The following is a 22600-nucleotide window of genomic DNA, read 5'->3' on the forward strand; positions in this document are numbered from 1 at the left end:
GGCGCCGCAACGCTGCGGGCGCCCTTCTGCCTGTCCGCAATGGTCTCCTACGCCGCGCTCCGCGCCAGCGCGCGCTGGTTGGAGGCATAGGGTGTGTCGTGCTGGGGTACCACGCCGGTCTTCAGGCACTCGATCCATTCGGCGGTTTTGAGAACGGCCGCGAAGCGCGATTGCAGGACGATCGTCATGACGCGATGGATTTCCTCCCCCGACGCGTAGCCGGCGCTGTTGGCGTAGGGCAATGACCCCGTTGCGTCCGATAGGAACTCTACCTCGAAGCCCATATGCACGGCGTGGATGACCGTCGACAGGTCGCAATTATGCGTCATGTAGCCGATGACAGTGATCGTATCGATAGAGTTGGCGCGCAGCCACTCCTCGAGGTCGGTGCCGGTGAAGGCGCTTGGCAGGTGTTTTTCGACATAGTGGTCACGGTTTCGCCTGGCGATTTCCGGGTGCAACTCGGCGCCATGGCTGCCCTTGGCGAAGACCGGTGAAGTTTCCGGCGCCAACTGTTTGATGACCACCACCTTGACGCCTGCCTCGGTGGCCGCATCCATCGCTCGCGCTACATTGACGACGCTCTCGCGGAAGGGCGGATGCTGGATGGCGAGGTTGCCGCCGTCATAGTCGTTTTGAACATCTATGACGATGAGGGCGCGGCGTGGAGCTTTACCTGTGGCTGGTTGCGACATGGGGTTTTCCTTTCCCGTTGGACAGTGATGGATGGACGATAAGCTCGCCACGGGAACGCAAAAAGTGTCCCAATTGACATTATTCGAAAGAATTGGGACAATCGCCTCACCCGTTGCTGGAGCTCCCATGGCCGATCCTGCCGTTGCCGCCATCGCCTTCGATGGCATCAGCCCGTTTCATCTCTCCGTGCCGTGCCTCGTGTTCGGCGCGGATCGCACGACGCTCGGCCTGCCGCGCTTCGACTTCCGGGTCTGCGCGATTGAGAACGGGCCGATCCGCACCGATGCCGGGCTGACCATCAGCGTCCCGCACGGGCTTTCCGCGCTCGATGACGCCGACATCGTCATCGTGCCAAGCTGGAAGGATCTCGGGAGCTCGCCTCCAGCGGTGTTGATCGACGCGTTGCTTGGCGCGCACGAGCGCGGCGCGCTGATCGTCGGACTGTGCTTGGGAACGTTCGCTGTTGCGGCGACCGGACTGCTTTCGGGGCGGCGAGCGGCGACGCACTGGGCCTACGCGGATCAGCTGCAGGAACTCTATCCCGACATTCTCGTCGAACCGGAAGTGCTCTACATCGACAATGGCGATGTCGTGACATCCGCCGGCGTCGCCGCCGGGCTCGACTGCTGCCTGCACGTCGTGCGGGCTCGTTACGGCGCGGAGGCGGCACTTCGCCTGGCTCGGCAGATCGTGCTTTCTCCGCATAGGCAGGGCGGGCAGGCTCAATTCATCGAACGTCCCATCGCCAGGACCGGCATTGCGGACCGCTTCACCCAGGCTCTCGAAGCGGTGCGCAAAACCCTGGGTGAGCCGCACAGTCTGGACAGCGTTGCCGGTCACGCCGGCCTCACCCGCCGGACGTTCACGCGCCGTTTCCAGAAAACGATCGGCACCAGTTTCGGTGACTGGCTGACCGACCAGCGCGTCCAGCTGGCGCAGCGGCTGCTGGAGGCAACGGAAAAATCGATGGACACGGTTGCCTTCGAGGCCGGTTTCGGCAGCGCCACCTCGCTGCGCCAGCATTTCGCGGCGCGGCTCAGAACCTCGCCGGCGCAGTACCGGCGCGAATTCTCGAAGAGTGCTCAGGAGGAGCGCGTGGCGCACATGCCGAGGTGAAATTCGGCTCGCGCTCGATTCCAGGGCAATCGCTTCAGTGCCAACGTTGGACTGCCATCTGGCCCGAGCAGGCTATCTTTTCTCTCGAAGCGATTGCCCTGCTCTCGATCCTGTCGTGCTTGAAAGGCTCTGCGTCATCTGTCATATATTAAAGCGACAGATGACGCGAAGAGGGCTTGCCGTGGCGATGGCATTGGAAAAGGCTGCGCCAGCAGCAAAAAACAATGAACTTCAGAAGGTGGCGAAATTGCTAGGCGGCAGCCGCATTCTGGCAAGGCGCCTCAGCAGCGCTCTGGATGCCCACGAGTTGCTTCTGCACGGCCTGCCGGCTTCAGCGCTGGACCATCTTATCGGGCAACTCGTCTTCATCCAGAAGACTGATTCGCTGGAGAAGGCCGTCGGCATGAGCCTGCGCACCTACCAGCGCCGCAAGGATGCTCCTTCCAAGCCTCTCAGTCAGGACCAGAGCGGACGAACCTGGAAGTTCGCGGAGATCCTGTCGAAAGCGACCGACGTGTTCGGTTCGCAGGTGGAGGCAGAGCAATGGCTGGAGCGCCCGGCGATTGGGCTCGACCAGCGTCGTCCAATCGACCTTCTGGCGACACCGGCGGGGATCGAGCTTGTAGAAGACTATCTGGAACGGCTTGAATATGGCGTTTATGCATGACGCCGCTGCCGGCGGCGCTTGGTGGCTCCGCCCTCATCGGATGGCGCCTCGATCAAGCCGCGTTTGCGCCTGCATGGGATAGTGGCGAGGGCGCATACAGGGTGGGCGGACGCTGGAACAGCAAGGGCGTGCGCGCCGTCTACTGCTCGATCGATCCGTCGACTGCGATCCTCGAAGTTGCGGTCCATAAGGGCTTCAGGGCGCTCGACACGATAGCGCATGTCATGACGGCAGCGATCGTCAGCGATGTCGCGGATGTGCATATCGTCGACCCCGTCGCCGTGCCCAACCCCAACTGGTTGCGCCCGGGCATTCCGAGCCCCGGACAACAGGCATTTGGCGACGATCTTCTGCAACGGCACCGTTTCGTTGTGATTCCGAGCGCCGTATCGCAGCATAGCTGGAACCTGATCTTCGACGCGAGCCTCGCCAGAGGGGCATACGCCATGAAGACCCAGGAGGCGTTTGCGCTCGACACACGGTTGCATCCACCTCCGGCCAAGTGACACGGCCGCCCATGTCCATCAAAACGCCGTCACGTCGCGCGTCACCACGGCACCGGCGCCGACGATGGCGCCGTCCCCGATCCTGACCCCGCCGAGGATGATGGCACTGCCGCCGATCCAGGCATTGTCGCCGATCTCAACCGGCCTGGCGATCTCCAGCCCTGCCTGCCGCCCCGCAGCCTCCTTGTGGTGCTCGGCGCAATAGATCTGCACATTGGGGCCGAGCAGCGTTCCCTTGCCGATGCGCACTGGCGCCGTGTCGAGAATGATGCAGCCGGCATTGAGGAAGACGCGGTCGCCGAGAAAGATGTTGAAGCCATAAGCACAGTGGAACTGCGCTTCGATCCGCGCGCCCTCGCCCGCAGCGCCGAGCAGCGTCCGCAATCCAGGCCCGATATCGCCACGCTGCCGCGGTGGCAGGCTGTTGTGCTCGAACACCGCGTCGCGCGACGTAATGCGCAGCGCCTCCAGTTCCGGATCGAGGCAGCGATACCACTCGCCCGCCGCCATTTTCGTGCGTTCGCTCGCCGTCATGGCCGCAACTCCAGTTTCAATCTCCGCCAAAGCACAAGTGGTGCAAATTCGGAAGCGCCGGCGGCGACACCACCTCTGGTCAAATACCCGACCTATGGTAGCCTGCCCTCTCGGACCTGTCCCAAGCCGGCCATCGAGGGGATCGATCATGCTGTACATTCTTGCACTCCTGATTGGCGTCGTTGCCGGGCTTCGCGCCATGACTGCGCCCGCCGCGGTCGCCTGGGGCGCCTGGCTTGGCTGGTTGCCGGTCGCCGGCACCTGGGCGAGCTTCATGGGCCACTGGATCGCCGTCGGCGTCTTCACCATCCTGGCCATCGCCGAACTGGTCACCGACCAGCTGCCATCGACGCCGAGCCGCAAGGTGCCGCAGCAATTCGGCACGCGCATCGTCCTGGGCGCGTTCACCGGCGCGGTGATCGGCGCCACCGGCGGCGCCACCATCGGCGGCCTGATCGCCGGCGCCGTTGGTGCGGTGATCGGCACGCTGGGCGGCGCCGAGGCGCGCAAGCGCCTGGCCACCGCCTTCGGTAAGGACCCGCCCGCCGCCTTCATCGAGGACGCGGTGGCGATCGCCGGCGGGCTTCTGATCGTGGCGGCGGCGGCATGACGGCAAAGACATTCGATGCCATCATCGTCGGTGCCGGGCAGGCCGGCCCACCGCTCGCCGGCCGGCTGAATGCGGCCGGCATGAGCGTGGCGCTGATCGAGCGAAAGCTGGTCGGCGGCACTTGCGTCAACACCGGCTGCACGCCGACCAAAACGATGGTGGCAAGCGCCTATGCCGCGCATCTCGCCCGCTCCGCCGCGGATTACGGGGTGACGCTATCCGGTCCCGTCGGCGTAAACTACAAGGCGATCAAGGCGCGCAAGGACAAGGTCTCCAGCGACGCCCGCGGCAATCTCGAAGACTGGATTGCCGGCATGGACAAATGCACGCTCTATCGCGGCCATGCGCGCTTCGTAAACGCCAACACGGTGCGCGTCGGCGACGATCTGCTGAGCGCCGAAAAGATATTCCTCAACACCGGCGGGCGCGCCTCGGTGCCCGACCTGCCCGGCATCGACGGCATTTCTTACCTGACCAACTCGTCGATGATGGATCTCGACGAGCTGCCGCGCCATCTCATCGTCGTCGGCGGCAGCTATGTCTCGCTCGAATTCGCGCAGATGTTCCGCCGCTTCGGTTCCGAAGTCACGGTCATCGAAAAAAGCCCGCGTCTGATCGGCCGCGAGGACGAGGACGTCTCGGACGCCATTTTGTCGATCCTCGAAAACGAAGCCATTGCCGTCCATCTCGGCGCCGACGACATCCGCTTCGCCAGGCGAGGCAACGAAATCGCCGTGACCTTCGCGCCAGGCAAGGCGGCTGCGGTCGGCTCGCATGTGCTGCTGGCGCTCGGCCGCACGCCAAACACCGACGATCTCGGCCTCGACAAAGCCGGCGTCGAGGTCGACAAACGCGGCTTCATCGTCGTCGACGACCAGTTGCGCACCAGCGTGCCCGGCATCTGGGCGATGGGCGACTGCAACGGCAAGGGCGCCTTCACCCACACCTCGTACAACGATTACGAGATCGTCGCCGCCAACCTGCTTGACAACGATCCGCGCAAGGTCAGCGACCGCATCGAGGCCTATGCGCTCTACATCGACCCACCACTCGGCCGCTGCGGCATGACCGAGACAGCGGTAAGGAAATCCGGCCGCCGCGCCTTGGTCGGCCAGCGGCCAATGACCCGCGTCAGCCGTGCAGTCGAAAAAGGTGAGACGCAAGGCTTCATGAAGATCCTGGTCGATGCCGACACCAGGGAGATCCTCGGCTGTTCGGTGCTCGGCCCGGGCGGCGACGAGGCGGTGCACTGCGTGCTCGACCTGATGTATGCCAAGGCGCCGGTCAGCACGCTGGCGCGCGCCGTGCACATCCACCCGAACGTCTCGGAGCTTCTGCCGACCATCGCCCAGGAACTCAAGCCGCTGGTGTGAACCGGGCGTATCGCGCGAACCCTCGCGCATCCCGCCGAGTAGGCTCATTGCGCCCATAGCGCCGCTGGCTGGACCAATCGACAAGCGCGCCGGCGACGGGCATGTCTTCCGAACTCTTGACGGAGGACAGCATGCAGAAGTCCATCGAACGCATCGCCGGCGACAGCGAAGGCGTTTCCTACGAATTCCCCGTCTTCCGCTTCGCCGGGTCGGACAAGACGGCGCCTTCCGCCTATCTGCAGGCGGCGCTTCATGCAGGCGAATTGCCGGGCGTCGTCGCCATCGACACGCTGATGCCGATGCTCAGCAAGGCGGAAGCCGAAGGCCGCATCACCGGCAATATGACCATCGTGCCCTGGGCCAATCCGATCGGCCGCGCGCAATATCTTTACGGCGACCATCAGGGCCGCTTCCATCTGGGCACGCGCACCAATTTCAATCGCGGCTTTCCGCGGCTCGCCGCGCCCGACGTCGCCCTGCTGCCGATGCACGGCACGGTCGACCAGCGGCTGAAAACGCGGCTGCTGCAGCTCTCCATCGGCCACGACATTGTGCTCGACCTGCATTGCGACGATGAGGGCCTCGCCTATCTTTACGTCCACACCAGCCTGTGGCCGGCCATGGCGGATTGTGCAGCGGCCATGGGCGTCGATGCGGTGATGCTGTGGCACGAAGATCCCGACGGCACCTTCGAAGGCGCCTCGATCATGCCGTATCAGAACGTTCCAGCCGACGTGGCGCGCCTGGACCGGCGTGTCGCCACCACGGTCGAATATCGCGGCATACTCGATGTCGACGGCGCCCTGGCCGGCGCCGATGCCGAAGGGCTTTACCGGCTGCTGGTGGCGCGCGGCGTCATCCAGGATCAGGCGCTGCCCGCGCTTGGCAGCTTCGTTAGGCCCAGTTTTTTTACCGGTATTGTCGCGCCGCTCGAAAACATCGAGATGATGCCGGCGCCCCGCTCGGGCGCGATCCTCTACGACGTGAAGCCGGGCGACCGCGTCACCAAGGGTGTGCGCCTTGCCACCATCGTCCACGCGCCCGGCGAGCCCGACGGCCGCACGGAAGTGTTGGCGCCGCAGGCGGGCCTCATCCTCACGCGGCGTTCCCGCCGCATCATCCGCGCCGGAGAAGACCTCTTGAAGCTGGTGGGGGATAAGAAGAGCGCCGAGGCAAGGTCGGGGACGCTGGAGGACTGAGGGCTTTCATTTGAATCCAGTTGCGCGGCCGTCCAATCGCCGCTATGGGAATCGCCATGAATATGCGTTCGATCAAGACCATTTGGTGGTGGGCTCGCTGACAGCGGCCTGTTCGAACGCGTTCGCGTGACAATAGAGGGTGGCCGCAGCGGAATGTCCGGGCGGCCATTTGTTTTTTCAAGCCATTCCCGGGTCCGTTGCCCCAAAGACGCTGATGGAGACGGCAATGACGACGAAAATTCTGGAGAATGGAGCCGAGCGCTTCGTCACCGCCGGCGGCGTGGCGATTACCCGCCAGCGCCACGACCGGCCGTATGAGGGAGCGATCGATGGCTATGTCGACGGGCTGAATTCGCGCCGCGGCGCTGTGTTTTCCTCGAATTACGAATATCCCGGCCGCTATACGCGCTGGGACACCGCCATCATCGATCCGCCGGTGGTGATCTCGGCACGCGGCCGCGCCATGCGCATCGAGGCGCTGAACCGCCGCGGCGAGGTGCTTTTGCCGGTAATCGGCACGGTGCTTGCCGGCCTTGACGATGTCACGATCGCCGAGACGTCGAACAAACTCGTCCGCCTCGAAGTCGCCAAGCCCGGCCGTGTCTTCACCGAGGAGGAACGCAGCCGTGTTCCCTCCGTCTTCACCGTGCTGCGCGCCATCACCGCCTTGTTCAAGACCGAGGAAGATGCCAATCTCGGCCTCTATGGCGCCTTCGGCTACGACCTCGCCTTCCAGTTCGATCCGGTCGACTACAAGCTCGAGCGCAAGCCAAGCCAACGCGATCTCGTGCTGTTCCTGCCCGACGAGATCCTCGTCGTCGACCACTATTCGACCAAGGCCTGGACCGACCGCTACGACTATTCCGGCGATGGCTTCTCGACCGAAGGCCTGCCGCGCGACGAAATCGTCGAGCCGTTCAGGACCGCCGACCGCATCCCGCCGCGCGGCGACCACGAGCCCGGCGAATATGCCAAGCTGGTGCGCAAGGCGATGAAGAGCTTCGAGCGCGGCGACCTGTTCGAAGTGGTGCCGGGGCAGATGTTCTACGAACGCTGCGAAACCCAGCCCTCCGAGATTTCCCGCAAGCTGAAGAGCATCAACCCTTCGCCCTATTCCTTCTTCATCAATCTCGGCGAGGGCGAATATCTGATCGGCGCCTCGCCGGAAATGTTCGTGCGCGTCAACGGCCGCCGCGTCGAGACCTGCCCGATCTCCGGTACCATCAAGCGCGGCGACGACGCCATCTCCGACAGCGAGCAGATCCTGAAGCTGCTCAATTCGAAGAAGGACGAATCCGAACTCACCATGTGCTCGGACGTCGACCGCAACGACAAGTCGAGGGTCTGCGAGCCGGGCTCGGTGCGCGTCATCGGCCGCCGCCAGATCGAAATGTATTCGCGCCTGATCCACACCGTCGACCACATCGAGGGGCGGCTGCGCGAAGGCATGGACGCCTTCGACGCCTTTCTGTCGCATGCCTGGGCCGTCACCGTCACCGGCGCGCCGAAATTATGGGCAATGCGCTTCATCGAGCAGAACGAGAAGAGCCCGCGCGCCTGGTATGGCGGAGCGATCGGCATGGTCAATTTCAACGGCGACATGAACACCGGCCTGACGCTTCGCACCATCCGCATCAAGGATGGCATCGCCGAAGTGCGCGCTGGCGCCACGCTGCTCTTCGACAGCATTCCCGAGGAAGAAGAAGCCGAAACCGAACTGAAGGCATCCGCCATGCTCTCCGCCATCCGCGACGCCAAATCAGGCAATGCCGCCAGCACCGAACGCAGCACCGCGCGTGTCGGGGACGGCGTCAACATCCTCCTGGTCGACCACGAGGACAGTTTCGTCCATACGCTCGCCAACTATTTCCGCCAGACCGGCGCCAATGTCTCGACGGTGCGCACACCGGTGCCGGACGAGATCTTCGACCGGCTGAAGCCAAACCTGGTCGTGCTGTCGCCCGGTCCCGGCACACCGAAGGACTTCGACTGCGCCGCTACCATCAAGCGGGCCCGTGCACGCGACCTGCCGATCTTCGGCGTCTGCCTCGGGCTGCAGGCGCTGGCCGAGGCCTATGGCGGCGAGCTGCGCCAATTGCACATCCCGATGCACGGCAAGCCGTCGCGCATCCGCGTGTCGAAGCCGGGCATCATCTTCTCCGGCCTGCCCAAGGAGGTGACCGTCGGCCGCTACCATTCGATCTTCGCCGATCCGGTGCGGCTGCCCGATGGTTTTGTCGTCACCGCCGAGACCGAAGACGGCATCATCATGGCCTTCGAGCACCGCAAGGAGCCTATCGCTGCGGTGCAGTTCCACCCGGAGTCGATCATGACGCTCGGCCACAATGCCGGCATGCGCATCATCGAGAACATCGTCGCGCACCTGCCGCGCAAGGCCAAGGAAAAGGCCGCTTAATTTCGAGGGCTCAGTGTTGGGATTTCTTCCCCAGTGACCGCGGTGGATAACAAAGCCGCCGCCAGGCAGAAGGTCGCCAGCCTCGCCTTCTGGTCGATCGTCGTCGCCTTCGTCGTGCTCGGCCTGAAGCTGGTGGCCTGGTACGTCACCGGTTCGGTTGCGCTTTATTCGGACGCGCTGGAATCGATCGTCAACGTCATTGCCTCGGCGGCCGCCTATTGGGCGATCCAGGTCAGCTACAAGCCGGCCGACCAGGACCATCCGTTCGGCCACCACAAGGCCGAGTATTTCTCGGCCGTCCTGGAAGGCGTGCTGATCGTGCTTGCCGCGCTGCTCATCCTCAACGAGGTCTGGTGGTCGTGGCAGCATCCGGCCCCGCTCGAACAGCCATGGACCGGCCTTGCCGTCAACGGCGTCGCAACGGTCATCAACGCCGTCTGGGCCTTGACGCTTATCCGCACCGGACGACGTGAAAAATCACCGGCGCTCGTCGCCGACGGCAGGCACATCATGACCGACGTGGCGACCTCGGTCGGTGTGTTCATCGGCCTGGTCGGCGCCGTGCTGACCGGCTGGCAGGTTCTCGATCCGGCTCTTGCCGTGATCGTCGCGCTCAACATTCTGTGGCAGGGCTGGCACGTCATCGGCTCGTCGATGAACGGACTGATGGACCGCGCCGTCGATACCCAGGAACATATCCGTATCCGCGACATCATCTCGGCCAATTGCAAGGGCGCGCTCGAGGTCCACGACCTGAAGACGCGCATCGCCGGCCGCGCCACCTTCATCGAGTTCCATCTGGTTGTCGACGCCGACATGTCGGTCGGTGCCAGCCACGTCATTTGCGACCGCATCGAAGACGCGCTGAAGGCCGAAATCCCTTCCGTCCGCGTCATCATCCATGTCGAACCCGACGACGAGGCGAAACTGCCCAAGGGCACGACGGCCGTGCCGTTCGCGTGAGGTGGCGTCGCAGAGAAAACATCGCTCAGTCGTGATCCTTCGCGCCCCCCTCTGTCCTGCCGGACATCTCCCCCTCTAGTGGGGAGATTGGATGTCGCTTCGGGCTTCGCCAATCTCCAACGACAAGCGCTGTCGGCGAAGCTGCCGATCTCCCCCCTTGAGGGGGAGATGTCCGGCAGGACAGAGGGGGGCGCTGTCCCGCCGGCATCGCGGTTCTCAACTGCTCAAAGCCCGCAGGCAGCCTGCGGCATCGGCTGCAGCCGGTAGACCTTGTCGTCGGACATTGTGTCGCCTGCCGCCGCCTTCGAGCACAGGTCGACGATCGGCAGGCCGCTGTTCGGGTTGGCCAGCATCATCGTGCCGTTGGCGCCGCGGCGAAGGAAGACCTCCTTTTGCGCGATATCGCAGGAGGCAGCACCCGTCTTCGCGCTCGCCGCGCAGCGCCATTGGTCGCCCTCGCCCTGGCAGTTGTAGGCCTGCGTGACCTTGGCCGATTTCTGCCGCGTGGTAACCGAAACGGCGATGTCGGCGCCGCTTGGCCAATTGGCCGGATCGCCCTCCTTGGCGAAAGACGCCAGCTCGACCGGTCCGCGGAAAACCCTGATCGACTGGGTCAGCTGATCGGGATGCGAGCCGAGATGCGCGGCGTCGTAGTCGCGTCCGTAGCAGAAGGCCTGGTCCGGCTTCAGTCGCTCGCGCAATGGCGGGCCAAGGGCGGGTCGATCGGGTCGATGCGCGCGAACTCCGCCTTGCAGGTCGCGGCCGGCATCGGGTCGAGCCTGAAGCCGTTATCGTCCTTGCCCAGCGCCTGCCTTTCGTACTCCGCCTTGCCGAGCTCGTCTTCCGAGCCGGCGTCGAGATAGAGGTCGGGCTGCACGTCCGAGACGATCAGCCGGCCTTTGTCGTCGACCTTCAGCGAAGCCATGGTGCGATCGCAATCCATGCCGCAGCGGATAGGGCCGGTCTTGCCGTCCTCCGACTCATGGCTGCACCAGCCACCGAGCCATTCCGGCGCCTCGGCGCCGCGCACCGTCGTCGCCATGAAGCCATTGTAGGAGGAATCGATGCCGGCGCTTGGCTCCTCGTTCGGCCGGCTGACCGGATCGCGGCCGTAATAGAAGAAGATGCGCGCCACCTTCTGGTGCGGATGCGACTTGAGATGCGCGGCGTCGTAGACGCGGCCGAAACAGGCGTCCTTGCCGTCCGGGCTGAGCTCGGTGAGTTTGAGCATGTCATCGGCGAAAGCAGCGCCGGCGACGGCGGCAAGCAAGGCAACCCCAACTCCGGCGCCCACAATGGTCCCCATTATGGTCCTCGACGTCATGCTACCCCTCCATTGCCCCGACAAGACGTGGCGTCAATTTATGCTAGGATCGCGGCCGAGGCCACGCAATTTGCGCCGGCCGGCCGAATGGGAGATGAAGCCATGCGACGCCGCGATATTTTCCGTGTCGGTCTTGCCGGAGTTGCCGGGCTTTTCGGGCTGCGCCCGACCAAGGCGGCAGCCATTGAAGTCAAGGCCGTCGAAGAGGAAAGGCAAAAGGTCGCCTATCACCTCAGCGACCTCGACAAGGTCAATTTCGTGCTCGCCAACATCAAGAACCACTTCGAAGGCACCGACGGCAAGGTCGACATCGCGCTCGTCGTGCACGGCCCAGCACTTGCCGCCTTCAAGTCGAAGGGCATATCCGCCGCCATTTCCGGGCGGTTCGCCGGGCTTGTCCAGGACGGACTCAGCCCGCACGCTTGCGCCAACACCATGCACGGTATGGATATCGGCCTGGCCGACCTGCTCGACGGCTTCCATGCAGCCGACAGGGGTGGCGTCGTCAAGCTCGCCGAATTGCAACGCCAGGGCTACGCCTATCTCAGGCCATAGGGCAATTCCAGGAAAAGTGTGAAAACGGTTTTCCGTCCGGAATTGCGTCAAGACAAAGAGGGAGCGGTCGTGAAACAGTGAACCGCTCTAAACTTTTACGGACTTGAATGCGAGGACTGCGAGGGCCTACGAAGAGCAGGCAGAGTCCCCCGGAGGAATAGACGTGCCAGCCACCACCACCCTTGTCAGCCCCTCTCTGGTCATCCCCGACCTTGCCGGAAAGGCGGTGCTGGTCACCGGCGCCTCGACCGGCATCGGCGCGGCGCTTGCACTTGCCTACGCCGCGCAGAAATGCCGCGTCGCGCTGCACTACAATTCGAGCCGCGCGGCTGCCGAAAACCTGGCCGCGACCATTCGCAACGGCGGCGGCGACGTGTTCCTCGCCCAGGGCGATTTCTCGATCCCCGCCGATGTCGAGCGCGTCGTCGAGGACAGTGCGCAACATTTCGGCCGGCTCGACGGCCTCGTCAACAATGCCGGCGGCATGCTCGGCCGCGTGCCCTATGCCGAGCAGACCGAAGCGCATTACGACGCAGTGATGGATCTCAACGCGCGTTCCGTGCTGACAGCTTCGCGCAAGGCGATCCCATGGCTGAAGCGGCAGGGCGGCTTCATCGTCAACACCTCCTCGATCGCCGCGCGCAACGGCGCCGGTGGCGGCGCCGGCCTTTACGGCTCGGCCAAAGCCTTCGTCTCCAACGTCACGCGCGGCATGGCCAAGGAGCTGATCGGCTTCAACATCCGCGTCAACGCAGTGGCGCCCGGCACTATCGCCACCCCTTTCCACGAACGCTACTCGACCGACGACCAGATGAAAGGCATGATCGCCACCATCCCGCAGGGCCGCGCCGGCACGGCCGAGGACTGCGTCGGCGCCTATCTGTTCCTCTCCTCCGATCTGTTGAGCGGCTACATCACCGGCCAGGTGATCGAGGTCAATGGCGGGCAGTTGATGCCGTAGACGGCGAACTGCATACTCCTGGTTGCGTCATCTCAACGGAGCAAAGCGAATGTACGGACTGATCGGCAAGATGCGGGCGATGCGCGGCCAGCGTGACGCAATGATGGATATCCTGCTCGCCAGCACCGGCGCCATGCCCGGCTGCCTGAACTACATCATCGCCACCGACCCGGCCGATGCCGACGCGATCTGGGTGACCGAAGTGTGGACCGACGCCGAAAGCCACAAGGCTTCGCTGCAGCTGCCCGAAGTCCAGGCGGCAATCGCCAAGGCACGGCCGATCATCGCCGGGTTCGAGTTCCAGGTGGAGACGCATCCTGTTGGCGGGTTCGGCTTGCCAGTGAAGGCGGAATAGTGGGAGAGGCCGGCGGGACAGCGCCCCCCTCTGGCCTGCCGGCCATCTCCCCCTCAAGTGGGGAGATTGTCCGTCATCTCGGCTTTCGCCAATCGCCAAACGCCACAGGAATGAGCGGGGCCCTGGAACAGCCGATCTCCCCCCTCGTGGGGGAGATGTCCGGCAGGACAGAGGGGGGCGCGAAGGATCACCACAGAAGCCCTAGTGCAGTCGTCACCCAAGGCCAACCCCGCAAAAAGGGTTCGCATTTTTTCGCGGCCGGTCTAAGAGCCCATCTATGGATTCTTCCCCGAACCCGCCGGCCATCGAGCACCTGGCGCGGATCCACAAGGCCTGGCAGTGGCCGGTCCTGGTGGTGGTCTCGGTGCTGTTTGCCGGCGCGCTGGAACTCGCCGCCCTGCCCGCCGCGCTCTTGATCGGACCGATGCTGGCGGCCATCGTCGCCGGCACCAACGGCGCCACGGTGCGCGTGCCGCGGGTTCTGTTCGGCTCAGCCCAGGCGGTCGTCGGCTGCCTGGTCGCCAGTTCCATCTCGGCCGATATCTTTCCCGTCTTCTACAAGGAATGGCCGCTGTTCCTTGGCGTCGTGATGGCGACGGTCGCGGCATCCAGCCTGCTCGGCTGGCTGATCAGCCGATGGCGCATCCTGCCCGGCACCACCGCGGTCTGGGGCTCGTCGCCGGGCGCCGCCACCGCCATGGTGCTGATGGCCGGTGCCTTCGGCGCCGACCAGCGCCTCGTCGCCTTCATGCTTTATCTGCGCGTCATCTGCGTCTCGATGACGGCAGCCCTGGTGGCCAAGCTCTGGGTCGACACCTCGGGCATCGAGGTGCCGGCCATCGTCTGGTTCCCACCGGTCGACCCGCAAGGCTTAGCCGCGACTTTCGGCGTGGCGCTCGTCGGCGGCCTCGCCGGCAAGATTTTCCGGCTGCCGTCGCCGTTCTTCCTCGGCACCTTCATTTTCGGCACCGTGATCCATCTTGGGCTCGGCGTGACCATGCAGTTGCCGCCCTGGCTGCTTGCCTTGAGCTATACGACGATCGGCTGGAGCATCGGCCTGAATTTCACCAGGGCCATTTTGCGCCACGCGGCCCGCGCGCTGCCGCAGATCGTCGGCTCGATCATTGCCCTGATCGGCTTTTGCGGCGGCCTCGCCTTCCTGATCAGCCGCCTGCTCGGCATCGATCCGCTGACCGCCTATCTGGCAACCAGCCCGGGCGGCATGGACAGCGTCGCCATCATCGCCGCCGCCGCGCAGCATGTCGACATATCCTTCGTCATGGCGCTGCAATCGGCACGCTTCCTGATCGTGCTTCTGGTCGGCCCAAGCGTGGCGCGGCTGGTGGCGAGAAGCCTGCGGGAGTAAAGACCAGCTGGGCTGCGTCAGCTGATCACCAGGCTCGATATACGCTCGCCGTCCAGCGTGAAGACCATATCGCCCTCGCCGTTGAAACCGTTGCCTTCGACGGCGATGCGAACGCGGCAGGTGCCGTCCGCTGCTGCGATGCCGAGGATGCTGAACCTGGACTGCACGCCGATATTGTCCGACTGGTTCCAGCGCGCAATCTGCTCGCGGCCCCGGAACGACCGGCCCCAGTCGCTCAGAAAGGCATCCGGCGTGAAACTGTCCAGGAAGGCTTCGGTGTCGCCGGCATTGGTGGCTTCGACAAAGCGGCGGATGGGATCGGGCGTGTCCATGTCTTTCCTCCTGGACCGGATTCCGGTGCTCTGGAAGGAGCGGCCGGATGGGACGATAGGGTAGTCCTCGAAGCATGACGCCGAAAATAAAAAACCCGCCTCGGGAGGCGGGTCGTTGGAGCCAATTAGCACCATACGCAAATTAGTAGCATAGTTGCCGGCACAAAGCAAGAACAAAATGTGGCTACCCCGGACAATCGCGACAGGTCTGCGCCGCCCCGAGTGAGGGGCAGCGCCAGCATCGGTCATCCGTTTGATTGATTTCCCTGGCATCGAACAGCCCCAAGCCGACGGGCGTGCTCCCACTTGCCTCGCTTTGCCCGCTCCTGTATGAAAACCGCCATGAGCCCGCGCGCCACCTCTTTTGCGTCCCGTCCGACCGGCATTGCCGGCCAGACCGTTCGCGCGCTTGCCTCCACCCTGCTGCTTCTCGGCCTTATCGGCGATCGCCGGGTTCGCTGAAGGAGCGCCCGGCGGTCGAATTCGCCGCTCACGCGCACGCTCCTTGGCCAGTCTGCAAATTGGCACGTCACATCAAGCGAACGAAATTCTGGTAAAGGCGCCGCTCGCCACCAATCCGCCTGAAGCTGGATCCGCGAGCCGCCGGGAGAAAAGACGATGAACGCACGAGAAGATATCCGTCTGAACGTAGAGGAAACCACCAAGCCCGCGAGGGGCATGCCGGACGCTGCCCGCAAATACCAACCCTATCCGACCGTCGGCCTTGCCGATCGCACCTGGCCTTCGAAAGTGATCGACAAGGCGCCGATCTGGTGCTCGGTCGACCTGCGCGACGGCAACCAGGCGCTGATCGATCCGATGGGCCAGGAACGCAAGGCGCGCATGTTCGCCCTGCTGCTCGACATGGGCTTCAAGGAGATCGAGATCGGCTTCCCGTCGGCCTCGCAGACCGACTTCGATTTCGCCCGCTGGTGCATCGAACAAGGCAACGTGCCCGCCGACGTCTCGCTGCAGGTGCTGGTACAGTGCCGGCCGGAACTGATCACCCGCACTTTCGAGGCGCTGAAGGGCGCCACCAACCCTATCGTCCATTTCTATAACTCGACCAGCGAGCTGCAGCGCCGCGTCGTCTTCGAGAAGGACGTCGCCGGCATCAAGCGGATCGCCACCGATGCGGCCAAGATGATCACGGACATGGCGGCGAAGGCCGGCGGCGGCTACCGTTTCGAATACTCGCCGGAGAGCTTTACCGGCACCGAGCTCGAAGTGGCGCTGGAGATCTGCAACGCGGTCACCGAGATCGTCAGGCCGACGGCGGAAAACAAGCTGATCATCAACCTGCCCTCCACGGTCGAGATGTCGACGCCCAACATCTATGCAGACCGCATCGAATGGATGTGCCGCAATCTCGACAATCGCGAGAACCTGTTGATCTCGCTGCACCCGCACAATGACCGCGGCACCGGCATCGCCACCACCGAACTCGGCCTGATGGCGGGCGCCGACCGCGTCGAAGGCACGCTGTTCGGCAATGGCGAGCGCACCGGCAATGTCGACATCGTCACGCTGGCGCTCAACATGTACACGCAAGGCGTCGATCCCAAGCTCGACTGCTCCGACATCAACCGCATGAAGGACGTCTACGAATACTCCAACCAGCTGAAGATCCCAGAGCGCCATCCCTATGTCGGCGAGCTCGTCTACACCGCCTTTTCCGGCTCGCACCAGGACGCCATCAACAAGGGGATGAAGGCGCTGCGCAAGGCCAACACGCCGCATTGGGAGGTACCCTACCTGCCGATCGACCCGGCCGATGTCGGCCGCAGCTATGAAGCTATCATCCGCATCAACTCGCAGTCCGGCAAGGGCGGTATCGCCTATGTGCTGCATGCGGATTACGGCCTCAACCTGCCGCGCAACCTGCAGATCGAGTTCAGTCGGGCCATCCAGGCGATCACCGACGCCGAAGGCAAGGAAGTGCCGGCCAGGCGCATCTACGAGCGCTTTCTCGATACCTATGTCGACCAGCCCGGCGCGCGGCTGAAGTTCCTCGACCACCACACCTACCCCGACACCGAGGTCAAGGGCCGGCGCGTGGTCGAAGCGGTGATCCTCGACAAAGGCAAGGAGGTGACCATATCCGGCACCGGCACCGGCCCGATCGACGGCTTCGTCGATGCGCTGTCGCGCCATGTCGGGGTGCCGATGTCGGTGCTGGATTATTCCGAGCATTCCATGCAGCGCGGCTCGAATGCCTCGGCCATTTCCTATGTCGAGATGGAACATCCGGGCGGCAAGCTGTTCGGCGCCGGCATCAACACCAACATCGTCGCCGCCTCGCTCGAAGCCGTGGTTTCGGCCGCCAACCGCATCGTCGGCCGAAAGCTCGGCTAGCCGAGACTGCCAGACTCGCGCCATCGGCCCACCGGACTTTTATCCGGTGGGTACGCTATCGCACCATAAGCACACGCTTGTAAGCCGCCGCCAGCGCTATATGATTGTACCTCAACCTGTGCCGAATTCGAAGGGATCGACACTTGCAGCATACCACGCCTGCCGCCCCCGCAGTGCGCGAAACGCTGGAGCGATTGCTTGCCAGCGAAACGTTCGGACGATCCGAGCGCGCGCGCAAGCTGCTCCGCTATCTCGTCGAGCGCGAGCAGGCAGGCGAAGCCGACCGGCTCAAGGGCTTCTCCATAGCGATGGACGTCTTCGGCAAGGACGGCGATTTCGATCCGTCGACCGATGCGGTGGTGCGGGTGCAGGCCGGCAGGCTGCGCGAGCTTCTGCAGCAGTATTTCGCCAATGAGGGCGTTGCCGAACCGGTCCGCATCGCCATTCCGCGCGGCGGCTATGTTCCGTCCTACGAACTCAACGCCATTCGCTTGCCGGCGGAGGTGGAGGCAAAGAGCAAGCCGCAGCCAGCGACAGAGGAGGCGGCGACGACCGCCCCGCCCGGATCGCTGGAGGACGCCCGCAACCGGACACATCCGGCTGCATTGCTGAGCGTTCCAGCCGTCGCCCCTGCTGCACCTTCGCTGCAGCGCCATTTGCAATTCTTCTGGCTGGCGATCGCGCTAGTCATCCTCATGCTGGGTGTGCTGATCCTTCGCCAGGGCAGCGTGGTGTTGCTGACCGGCGGCGACACGGCGGTCGAGACCGCGGTGGCGACCGCCAGCATTGCAGCGCCTCCGGTTGAAAACCTTCCCCAGGTCTACATCGCCATCAAGGCCGACAGCGACGTGGCTCGCCGTGTCGCCGCATCGCTGCGCGCCGGCCTTAGCGGCTTCGACACCATCAATTTCATCGGCCGTGATGCCGACAGCCCGCCCGATCCAGTTACCGACGCCGCCAGCTTCGTATTCGATGTCCTGCCCGGGCCGCGCAGCGGCGACATCATGCTCGAGCTGCAAAGCGTGGCAACAGGCCGCGTGCTGCTGTCACGCAACCTGACCGCCGGCGACAGCGCGAACACCGCCATCGAGGACCAGATCTCCGGCATTTTGAGCTCGGCTCTTCCCGCCTCGGGCACGATCTACAACTACATCGAGCAGAGCGGCATCCAGACCGGGCTGACGGCGTGCCTGGTGCTCAACGGCAAATATTATCTCGACCAGAACGCCCAGACGCACGAAGCCGCCTACCGCTGCCTCGAAGATCTTGCCAACGGGAAGGCGAAGTCGTCGCTCGTCTATTCGGAACTCGCATCCTTGCATCTTGAAGCGGTCACCGACCACTATCCCTACCCCGCCGACGCGACGATCGACAAAGCGATGACGTTTGCCCATCGCGCCATCCAGATGGGCCCGACCAGCCCCTACGCGCACCGCGCCCTTGGTTATCTCAACTCGCGCATGGGCGATTCCGCGGAATCGATCCGCTGGATGCGCAAGGCCTATGAGCTCAATCCCTACGATCTCGCAATGGCCGCCGCCTATGGCTACGGGCTGGTTTTCGCCGGCAGGTACAGCGAGGGCACCCCGATCATCGCTCACGCGGTGGACATCGCCAGCGCCCATCCGACATGGTGGGATTACGGGCTGTTCGCCGGAGAGTTCATGATGGGCGACATGAACAAGGCGACGCTTGCCGGCGACGGCTTGCGAACGACGGAAATGAAATCGCATTATCTGGCCGCGCGGCTGATCGGTGCCAAGGCTGCCGGCCGCGAGAAGCTGGCGAGCAGGCTTCTGCAGGAACTGACCACCAAATTCCCGAAATTCGCAGCCGATCCGCGCGCAACCTTCGTCGAACGAAGATATCCCGCCGATCTGACCAACCGGCTGGTGGAAGCCCTGCGCGCCGCCGGGCTTGGCGGCGCCAGCTGACGTCTCCGGGCGCGTGCACGACGTCAGGTGATCGCGAAGATTTTACTGGCCATCCGGACGGCCAAAGCGCAATTCAGACACAATTTGAACCGGCCAATCCGATCCCACATAGGTCTTATCGCGCATAAGACTGATCTCCGCATAAGTCTGACCTCCCACAAAGACTGATCCGGGCATCCTGATCTATCCCGGCACCAGGCCATAAAGTTTGCATGACCCCATCCCTGTACGCCGCCGAACGGGGCACCGGCCCGACAACCATCGCCTTGCTGCATGGCTTCGGTGGCTGCCACGACGACTGGCGCGAGGTGGCCGCGTCCCTGGCACTCGGCGCGCGGACGTTGGCCTATGATCTGCCGGGGCATGGGCTGTCACTCGATTTTCCGGGCGGCGGTCCGGCCAGGATTGCAGCCAGTGCCGTCCTTGCGGATTTTTCCGCTCGCGGGATTAAGCGGGCCCATCTCGTCGGCCATTCGATGGGCGGCGCCGTGGCCGCCCTGATGGCATTGAACGAGCCGGAAAAAATAGCCTCGCTGACGCTGCTGGCGCCGGGCGGTTTTGGTCCTGAGATCAATGGTCCGCTGCTTCGTCGTTACGCCGCCGCTGCCGGCACGGATGAAATCCGCGCCTGTCTTGCCGCCATGTCGGGACCACAAAGCCGGCCTTCGCAGCATAGGGTCGATCTCGTCAACGAGATGCGGCAGCGTCCCGGTCAGCTACGGACACTTGTCGAGCTCGCGGCCGCCATGACCAGGGATGATCGGCAAGGCGTCATCCCAAGCGAGCGGCTTGAAACGCTGAATATGCCAGTCATGGTGGTTTGGGGAACCGACGACGCGATGCTGCCCGTCAGCCAGGCGGACGGCCTGCCGAAGCATTTTCATCTGCACCACGTGCTGGAAGCCGGCCATATGCTGGTCGAGGAAGCGCCCGGCCTGGTCGTCGAGGCTGTCCGTTGCAACATGCGGCGCCGAAGCAGGCGACTTCGTCCAGAATTGGCTGCGGCGGCGAGCTGATCCGTCCTCGCGCGGGACGGCCGCGGCGCAGGTGCTCCTTCCACCGAACCCTTGCCGGCCCGTCGATCTGGTAAGTGCATTTTGCCGGCGGCTGTGTTAATTCGGTGTTAACCAAACCCGCGAGGCAACGCCGATGAAGGACGCAGGCGAGAACATCACCCAGATCGATCAGTCGCGAAAACTGTCCGATGCCATTCGCGACGTCAAGAACGCCTTCGCCGACCGCGACGATGTCGTCGTCGACATGCGCGAAGCGCATCGCATGCGGCTTGATCTGCTTGCCGCCGAACTCGCGCCGGTCTTCGGCGACGTGCCCACCGACATGGACAGTTTCGACTTCGCCGTCTCGTCCGGCCTGCAGCCACGGCTGTGGATCGACGCCGTCAGCCATGTCGCCATGGGACGCGACCGCCGCACCTACCGCTTTCTCAAGGACACGCGCATCGGCCGCGTCGTCCTCGCCGAATCGACCGACATGAAGGTCGTTGCCGACCAGGTGACGCGCTATGTCGCCGAGCGCGTTGTCGAGCGCCAGAGAATGATGGAAGGCGGCATCGAGCAAGCCGTCGCCGGCCTTAAACGCGCCCTGGTGGCGGAGGCCGAGCCGCCGCTGCAGATCGCCGCGCGCAGCAACGGCTGGTCGGCGTTCTTTTCCGGCCTCGGCCTGATCGCCGCCGGCGCCCTGGTCGGCCTGGCGATTTCGCTCGTGCTGTTCTGGGATCGCATCGTCGCGATGAAAATAAGCTTCTGAAGCGGTTCAGCGTTTCACCGAAGTGCTGAACGGCTCTATCTCTTTGTTTTGACGCAATTCCGAAAAACCGCTTCACACTTTTCCTGGAATTGCTCTAGCCATCGACGCCTCGGCCTCGACGCCAAGCTCCAGCGTCTGCAGGTCGCTGGGCGGCAATGCCGGCCCGGTCAGGCCGCGGCGCGTCAGCCTGATCCGCCAATTGTCCTTTTCACCGTCAATGTCGAGCAGATTGTATTGCGCCGGCGCATGCGAACTGCCGGGGGCCTGCCCGGCGGCGGCGACGCCGACCACCGGGATTTTTGTCTTGCGGGCGCCGATGAAGAACAGCGACGGCACATGCGAATGGCCATGCAGCACAAGTTCGGCGCCGTGCCGGTGAAGCACCCTGTGGAAGCGCGAGATGCCGAACAGCCGCTTGTTCTGCGAAACGGCGCCGCGCATCGGCGGGTGGTGGATCATGATCACCCGGAACAGGCCGCGCTTGCCTGTGGCGTCGAGCATGCCGCGCAGCCGTTCCGCCTGGCCTTCCAGAAAGAAGCCGTTGGCCATGAACGGAGCCGTGGCGCGCGCCGTGGAGACGCCGATCAGCGCAACATCGCCGCGTACGCGCAGATACGGAAAGGTGTTGCGGTCGACCGGCGTATTGACGCCGTCGCCGGTCATCCACGCCGCCCACGACCGGCAGGTCTTGTCGAAGGCGCCCGGCACATAGGCGTCATGGTTTCCCGGCACGACGGACACGTCGTTGGGCGAGCCCAGCGTCTCCAGCCAGTGCTTGGCCATCTCGAGTTCGCCGTCGAGCGCCAGATTGACCAGGTCGCCCGTGATGGCGAGATGGTCCGGCCCGCTGGCCTTCATGTCGGCGACGATCGTGTCGATGACGGCGTCGTGCATGTGGCGGCGGCGGTTGCGCTGCCAATTGACGTAGCCGACCACGCGCTTGGAGGCGAGATCGCGATAGGTTACATCGGGGAGCGGCCCCAGATGGACATCGGAAATATGCGCGAGCCTGAACATCTTTTCTTCATAGGCGAGGCGCGCGCCGCTTTCCACTCACGGTTTCGCGGACGATGACGACGCCGGATCCGGAGCAAGCGCTGCGCCAGACCGGATGGCCGGGCCTCAGGGCAAGGCTGTTTCACCTGTATTTCGTACTGCGGCGGCCGATGACGCTCGGCGTGCGCGGCTTGATTCACGACCGCCCCTCCAATTCCGTCTTCCTCATCCGCCATACCTATGTTCCTGGCTGGCACCTGCCCGGCGGTGGCGTCGAGTTGGGCGAGACGATGATCGAAGCGCTGACACGCGAAGTCTTCGAGGAAGGCAACATCGCGCTGACCGGACCGCCGGTGCTGAAGTCGCTGCATTTCAACCGCCGCGCCAGCCGCCGCGATCATGTCGGCCTTTATCTGGTCGAGGAGTTCGACCAGCCAGCACCCAAGCTGCCTGACCGCGAGATCGCCGAAGCCGGCTTCTTCCCGCTCGACCGCTTGCCTCAGGGAACGACGCCGGCAACTTTGCGACGGATTGCCGAGGTTTTTGATGGCGCAGCGGTATCGCCTTACTGGTAA

The 22600-nt window shown here is 64.2% G+C and carries 23 protein-coding genes; 17 read left to right on the forward strand and 6 right to left on the reverse strand.

Annotated features, from left to right (window positions below; genetic code table 11):
- Positions 1-47 precede the first annotated feature (47 nt).
- Positions 48-695: a cysteine hydrolase family protein gene (locus NKH50_RS27655; protein ID WP_352882313.1), complete on the reverse strand. Its 648-nt coding sequence runs from the start codon at positions 693-695 to the stop codon at positions 48-50.
- Positions 696-822: 127 nt separating this feature from the next.
- On the opposite strand from NKH50_RS27655, the gene NKH50_RS27660 reads away from it, so the two are divergent.
- The 3 genes from NKH50_RS27660 (at position 823) to NKH50_RS27670 (ending at position 2985) form a co-directional block, all read left to right on the forward strand.
- Entirely contained in the window at positions 823-1812 is a 990-nt protein-coding gene (locus tag NKH50_RS27660; RefSeq protein ID WP_352882316.1) for a helix-turn-helix domain-containing protein, read from the forward strand.
- A gap of 187 nt (positions 1813-1999) precedes the next feature.
- Positions 2000-2479, forward strand: coding sequence for a type II RES/Xre toxin-antitoxin system antitoxin (gene parS / locus NKH50_RS27665; protein ID WP_302896769.1), 480 nt, complete (start codon positions 2000-2002; stop codon positions 2477-2479).
- Entirely contained in the window at positions 2476-2985 is a 510-nt protein-coding gene (locus tag NKH50_RS27670) for an RES family NAD+ phosphorylase (RefSeq protein WP_352882319.1), read from the forward strand. Before parS ends, NKH50_RS27670 begins: the two co-directional genes overlap by 4 nt.
- 18 nt (positions 2986-3003) lie before the next feature.
- Here the strand turns inward: NKH50_RS27670 and NKH50_RS27675 are convergent, their stop codons facing one another.
- A complete protein-coding gene (locus tag NKH50_RS27675; RefSeq protein WP_352882321.1) occupies positions 3004-3519 on the reverse strand; it encodes a sugar O-acetyltransferase in 516 nt (171 codons plus the stop codon).
- 148 nt (positions 3520-3667) lie between these two features.
- On the opposite strand from NKH50_RS27675, the gene NKH50_RS27680 reads away from it, so the two are divergent.
- The 5 genes from NKH50_RS27680 (at position 3668) to NKH50_RS27700 (ending at position 10080) form a co-directional block, all read left to right on the forward strand.
- Positions 3668-4129 carry a DUF4126 domain-containing protein gene (locus tag NKH50_RS27680; protein ID WP_352882323.1) on the forward strand — a complete coding sequence of 154 codons (462 nt, stop codon included), beginning with the start codon at positions 3668-3670 and terminating at the stop codon, positions 4127-4129.
- Positions 4126-5502: an FAD-containing oxidoreductase gene (locus NKH50_RS27685; protein ID WP_352882325.1), complete on the forward strand. Its 1377-nt coding sequence runs from the start codon at positions 4126-4128 to the stop codon at positions 5500-5502. The genes NKH50_RS27680 and NKH50_RS27685 overlap by 4 nt, the downstream gene beginning before the upstream one ends.
- Before the next feature lie 131 nt (positions 5503-5633).
- The gene (locus tag NKH50_RS27690; protein WP_352882327.1) at positions 5634-6701 is read left to right on the forward strand and encodes a M14 family metallopeptidase; all 1068 of its coding nucleotides are present in this window, start codon (positions 5634-5636) and stop codon (positions 6699-6701) included.
- A gap of 226 nt (positions 6702-6927) precedes the next feature.
- Positions 6928-9117 (forward strand): anthranilate synthase, encoded by a 2190-nt coding sequence (locus NKH50_RS27695; protein WP_254819140.1) that lies wholly within the window; start codon positions 6928-6930, stop codon positions 9115-9117.
- A 33-nt stretch (positions 9118-9150) separates the two neighbouring features.
- Positions 9151-10080, forward strand: a complete 930-nt coding sequence (locus tag NKH50_RS27700) for a cation diffusion facilitator family transporter (protein ID WP_502901849.1) — start codon at positions 9151-9153, stop codon at positions 10078-10080.
- Between the two features lie 224 nt (positions 10081-10304).
- Here the strand turns inward: NKH50_RS27700 and NKH50_RS27705 are convergent, their stop codons facing one another.
- Both NKH50_RS27705 and NKH50_RS27710 read right to left on the reverse strand, forming a co-directional pair.
- On the reverse strand, positions 10305-10781 hold the full coding sequence (locus NKH50_RS27705) for a hypothetical protein (RefSeq protein ID WP_352882329.1): 477 nt from the start codon (positions 10779-10781) through the stop codon (positions 10305-10307).
- The gene (locus NKH50_RS27710) at positions 10766-11404 is read right to left on the reverse strand and encodes a hypothetical protein (protein ID WP_352882331.1); all 639 of its coding nucleotides are present in this window, start codon (positions 11402-11404) and stop codon (positions 10766-10768) included. The genes NKH50_RS27705 and NKH50_RS27710 overlap by 16 nt, the downstream gene beginning before the upstream one ends.
- A 102-nt stretch (positions 11405-11506) precedes the next feature.
- Between NKH50_RS27710 and NKH50_RS27715 the strand changes: the two genes are divergently transcribed.
- From NKH50_RS27715 to NKH50_RS27730, 4 genes are all read left to right on the forward strand, one after another.
- The gene (locus tag NKH50_RS27715) at positions 11507-11959 is read left to right on the forward strand and encodes a DsrE family protein (RefSeq protein ID WP_352690895.1); all 453 of its coding nucleotides are present in this window, start codon (positions 11507-11509) and stop codon (positions 11957-11959) included.
- 163 nt (positions 11960-12122) lie between these two features.
- Positions 12123-12920 carry an SDR family NAD(P)-dependent oxidoreductase gene (locus NKH50_RS27720; protein WP_352882334.1) on the forward strand — a complete coding sequence of 266 codons (798 nt, stop codon included), beginning with the start codon at positions 12123-12125 and terminating at the stop codon, positions 12918-12920.
- 49 nt (positions 12921-12969) lie between these two features.
- On the forward strand, positions 12970-13275 hold the full coding sequence (locus NKH50_RS27725) for a putative quinol monooxygenase (protein WP_352508987.1): 306 nt from the start codon (positions 12970-12972) through the stop codon (positions 13273-13275).
- Positions 13276-13552: 277 nt separating this feature from the next.
- On the forward strand, positions 13553-14641 hold the full coding sequence (locus NKH50_RS27730) for an AbrB family transcriptional regulator (protein ID WP_352823963.1): 1089 nt from the start codon (positions 13553-13555) through the stop codon (positions 14639-14641).
- Positions 14642-14658: 17 nt separating this feature from the next.
- On the opposite strand, the gene NKH50_RS27735 is transcribed toward NKH50_RS27730, so the two are convergent.
- On the reverse strand, positions 14659-14973 hold the full coding sequence (locus tag NKH50_RS27735) for a nuclear transport factor 2 family protein (protein ID WP_254819134.1): 315 nt from the start codon (positions 14971-14973) through the stop codon (positions 14659-14661).
- Positions 14974-15591: 618 nt separating this feature from the next.
- Here NKH50_RS27735 and leuA point away from each other — a divergent pair.
- The 4 genes from leuA to NKH50_RS27755 all read left to right on the forward strand — a co-directional run bounded on the left by leuA (position 15592) and on the right by NKH50_RS27755 (position 21029).
- Positions 15592-17328, forward strand: a complete 1737-nt coding sequence (gene leuA / locus NKH50_RS27740) for a 2-isopropylmalate synthase (RefSeq protein ID WP_352882337.1) — start codon at positions 15592-15594, stop codon at positions 17326-17328.
- Positions 17329-17471: 143 nt separating this feature from the next.
- The gene (locus NKH50_RS27745) at positions 17472-19262 is read left to right on the forward strand and encodes a tetratricopeptide repeat protein (RefSeq protein WP_352508990.1); all 1791 of its coding nucleotides are present in this window, start codon (positions 17472-17474) and stop codon (positions 19260-19262) included.
- A 212-nt stretch (positions 19263-19474) separates the two neighbouring features.
- Positions 19475-20278, forward strand: coding sequence for an alpha/beta fold hydrolase (locus NKH50_RS27750; RefSeq protein ID WP_352882339.1), 804 nt, complete (start codon positions 19475-19477; stop codon positions 20276-20278).
- A 133-nt stretch (positions 20279-20411) separates the two neighbouring features.
- On the forward strand, positions 20412-21029 hold the full coding sequence (locus NKH50_RS27755; RefSeq protein ID WP_254819130.1) for a hypothetical protein: 618 nt from the start codon (positions 20412-20414) through the stop codon (positions 21027-21029).
- 72 nt (positions 21030-21101) lie between these two features.
- Here NKH50_RS27755 and NKH50_RS27760 read toward each other — a convergent pair whose 3' ends face one another.
- A complete protein-coding gene (locus NKH50_RS27760) occupies positions 21102-22046 on the reverse strand; it encodes a metallophosphoesterase family protein (protein WP_254819270.1) in 945 nt (314 codons plus the stop codon).
- Between the two features lie 53 nt (positions 22047-22099).
- On the opposite strand from NKH50_RS27760, the gene NKH50_RS27765 reads away from it, so the two are divergent.
- Complete coding sequence (locus tag NKH50_RS27765; RefSeq protein ID WP_352508992.1) at positions 22100-22600, forward strand: NUDIX domain-containing protein; 501 nt, start codon at positions 22100-22102, stop codon at positions 22598-22600.

This window comes from Mesorhizobium sp. M1027 (assembly GCF_040318745.1).
In the GTDB taxonomy this organism is placed as follows: domain Bacteria; phylum Pseudomonadota; class Alphaproteobacteria; order Rhizobiales; family Rhizobiaceae; genus Mesorhizobium.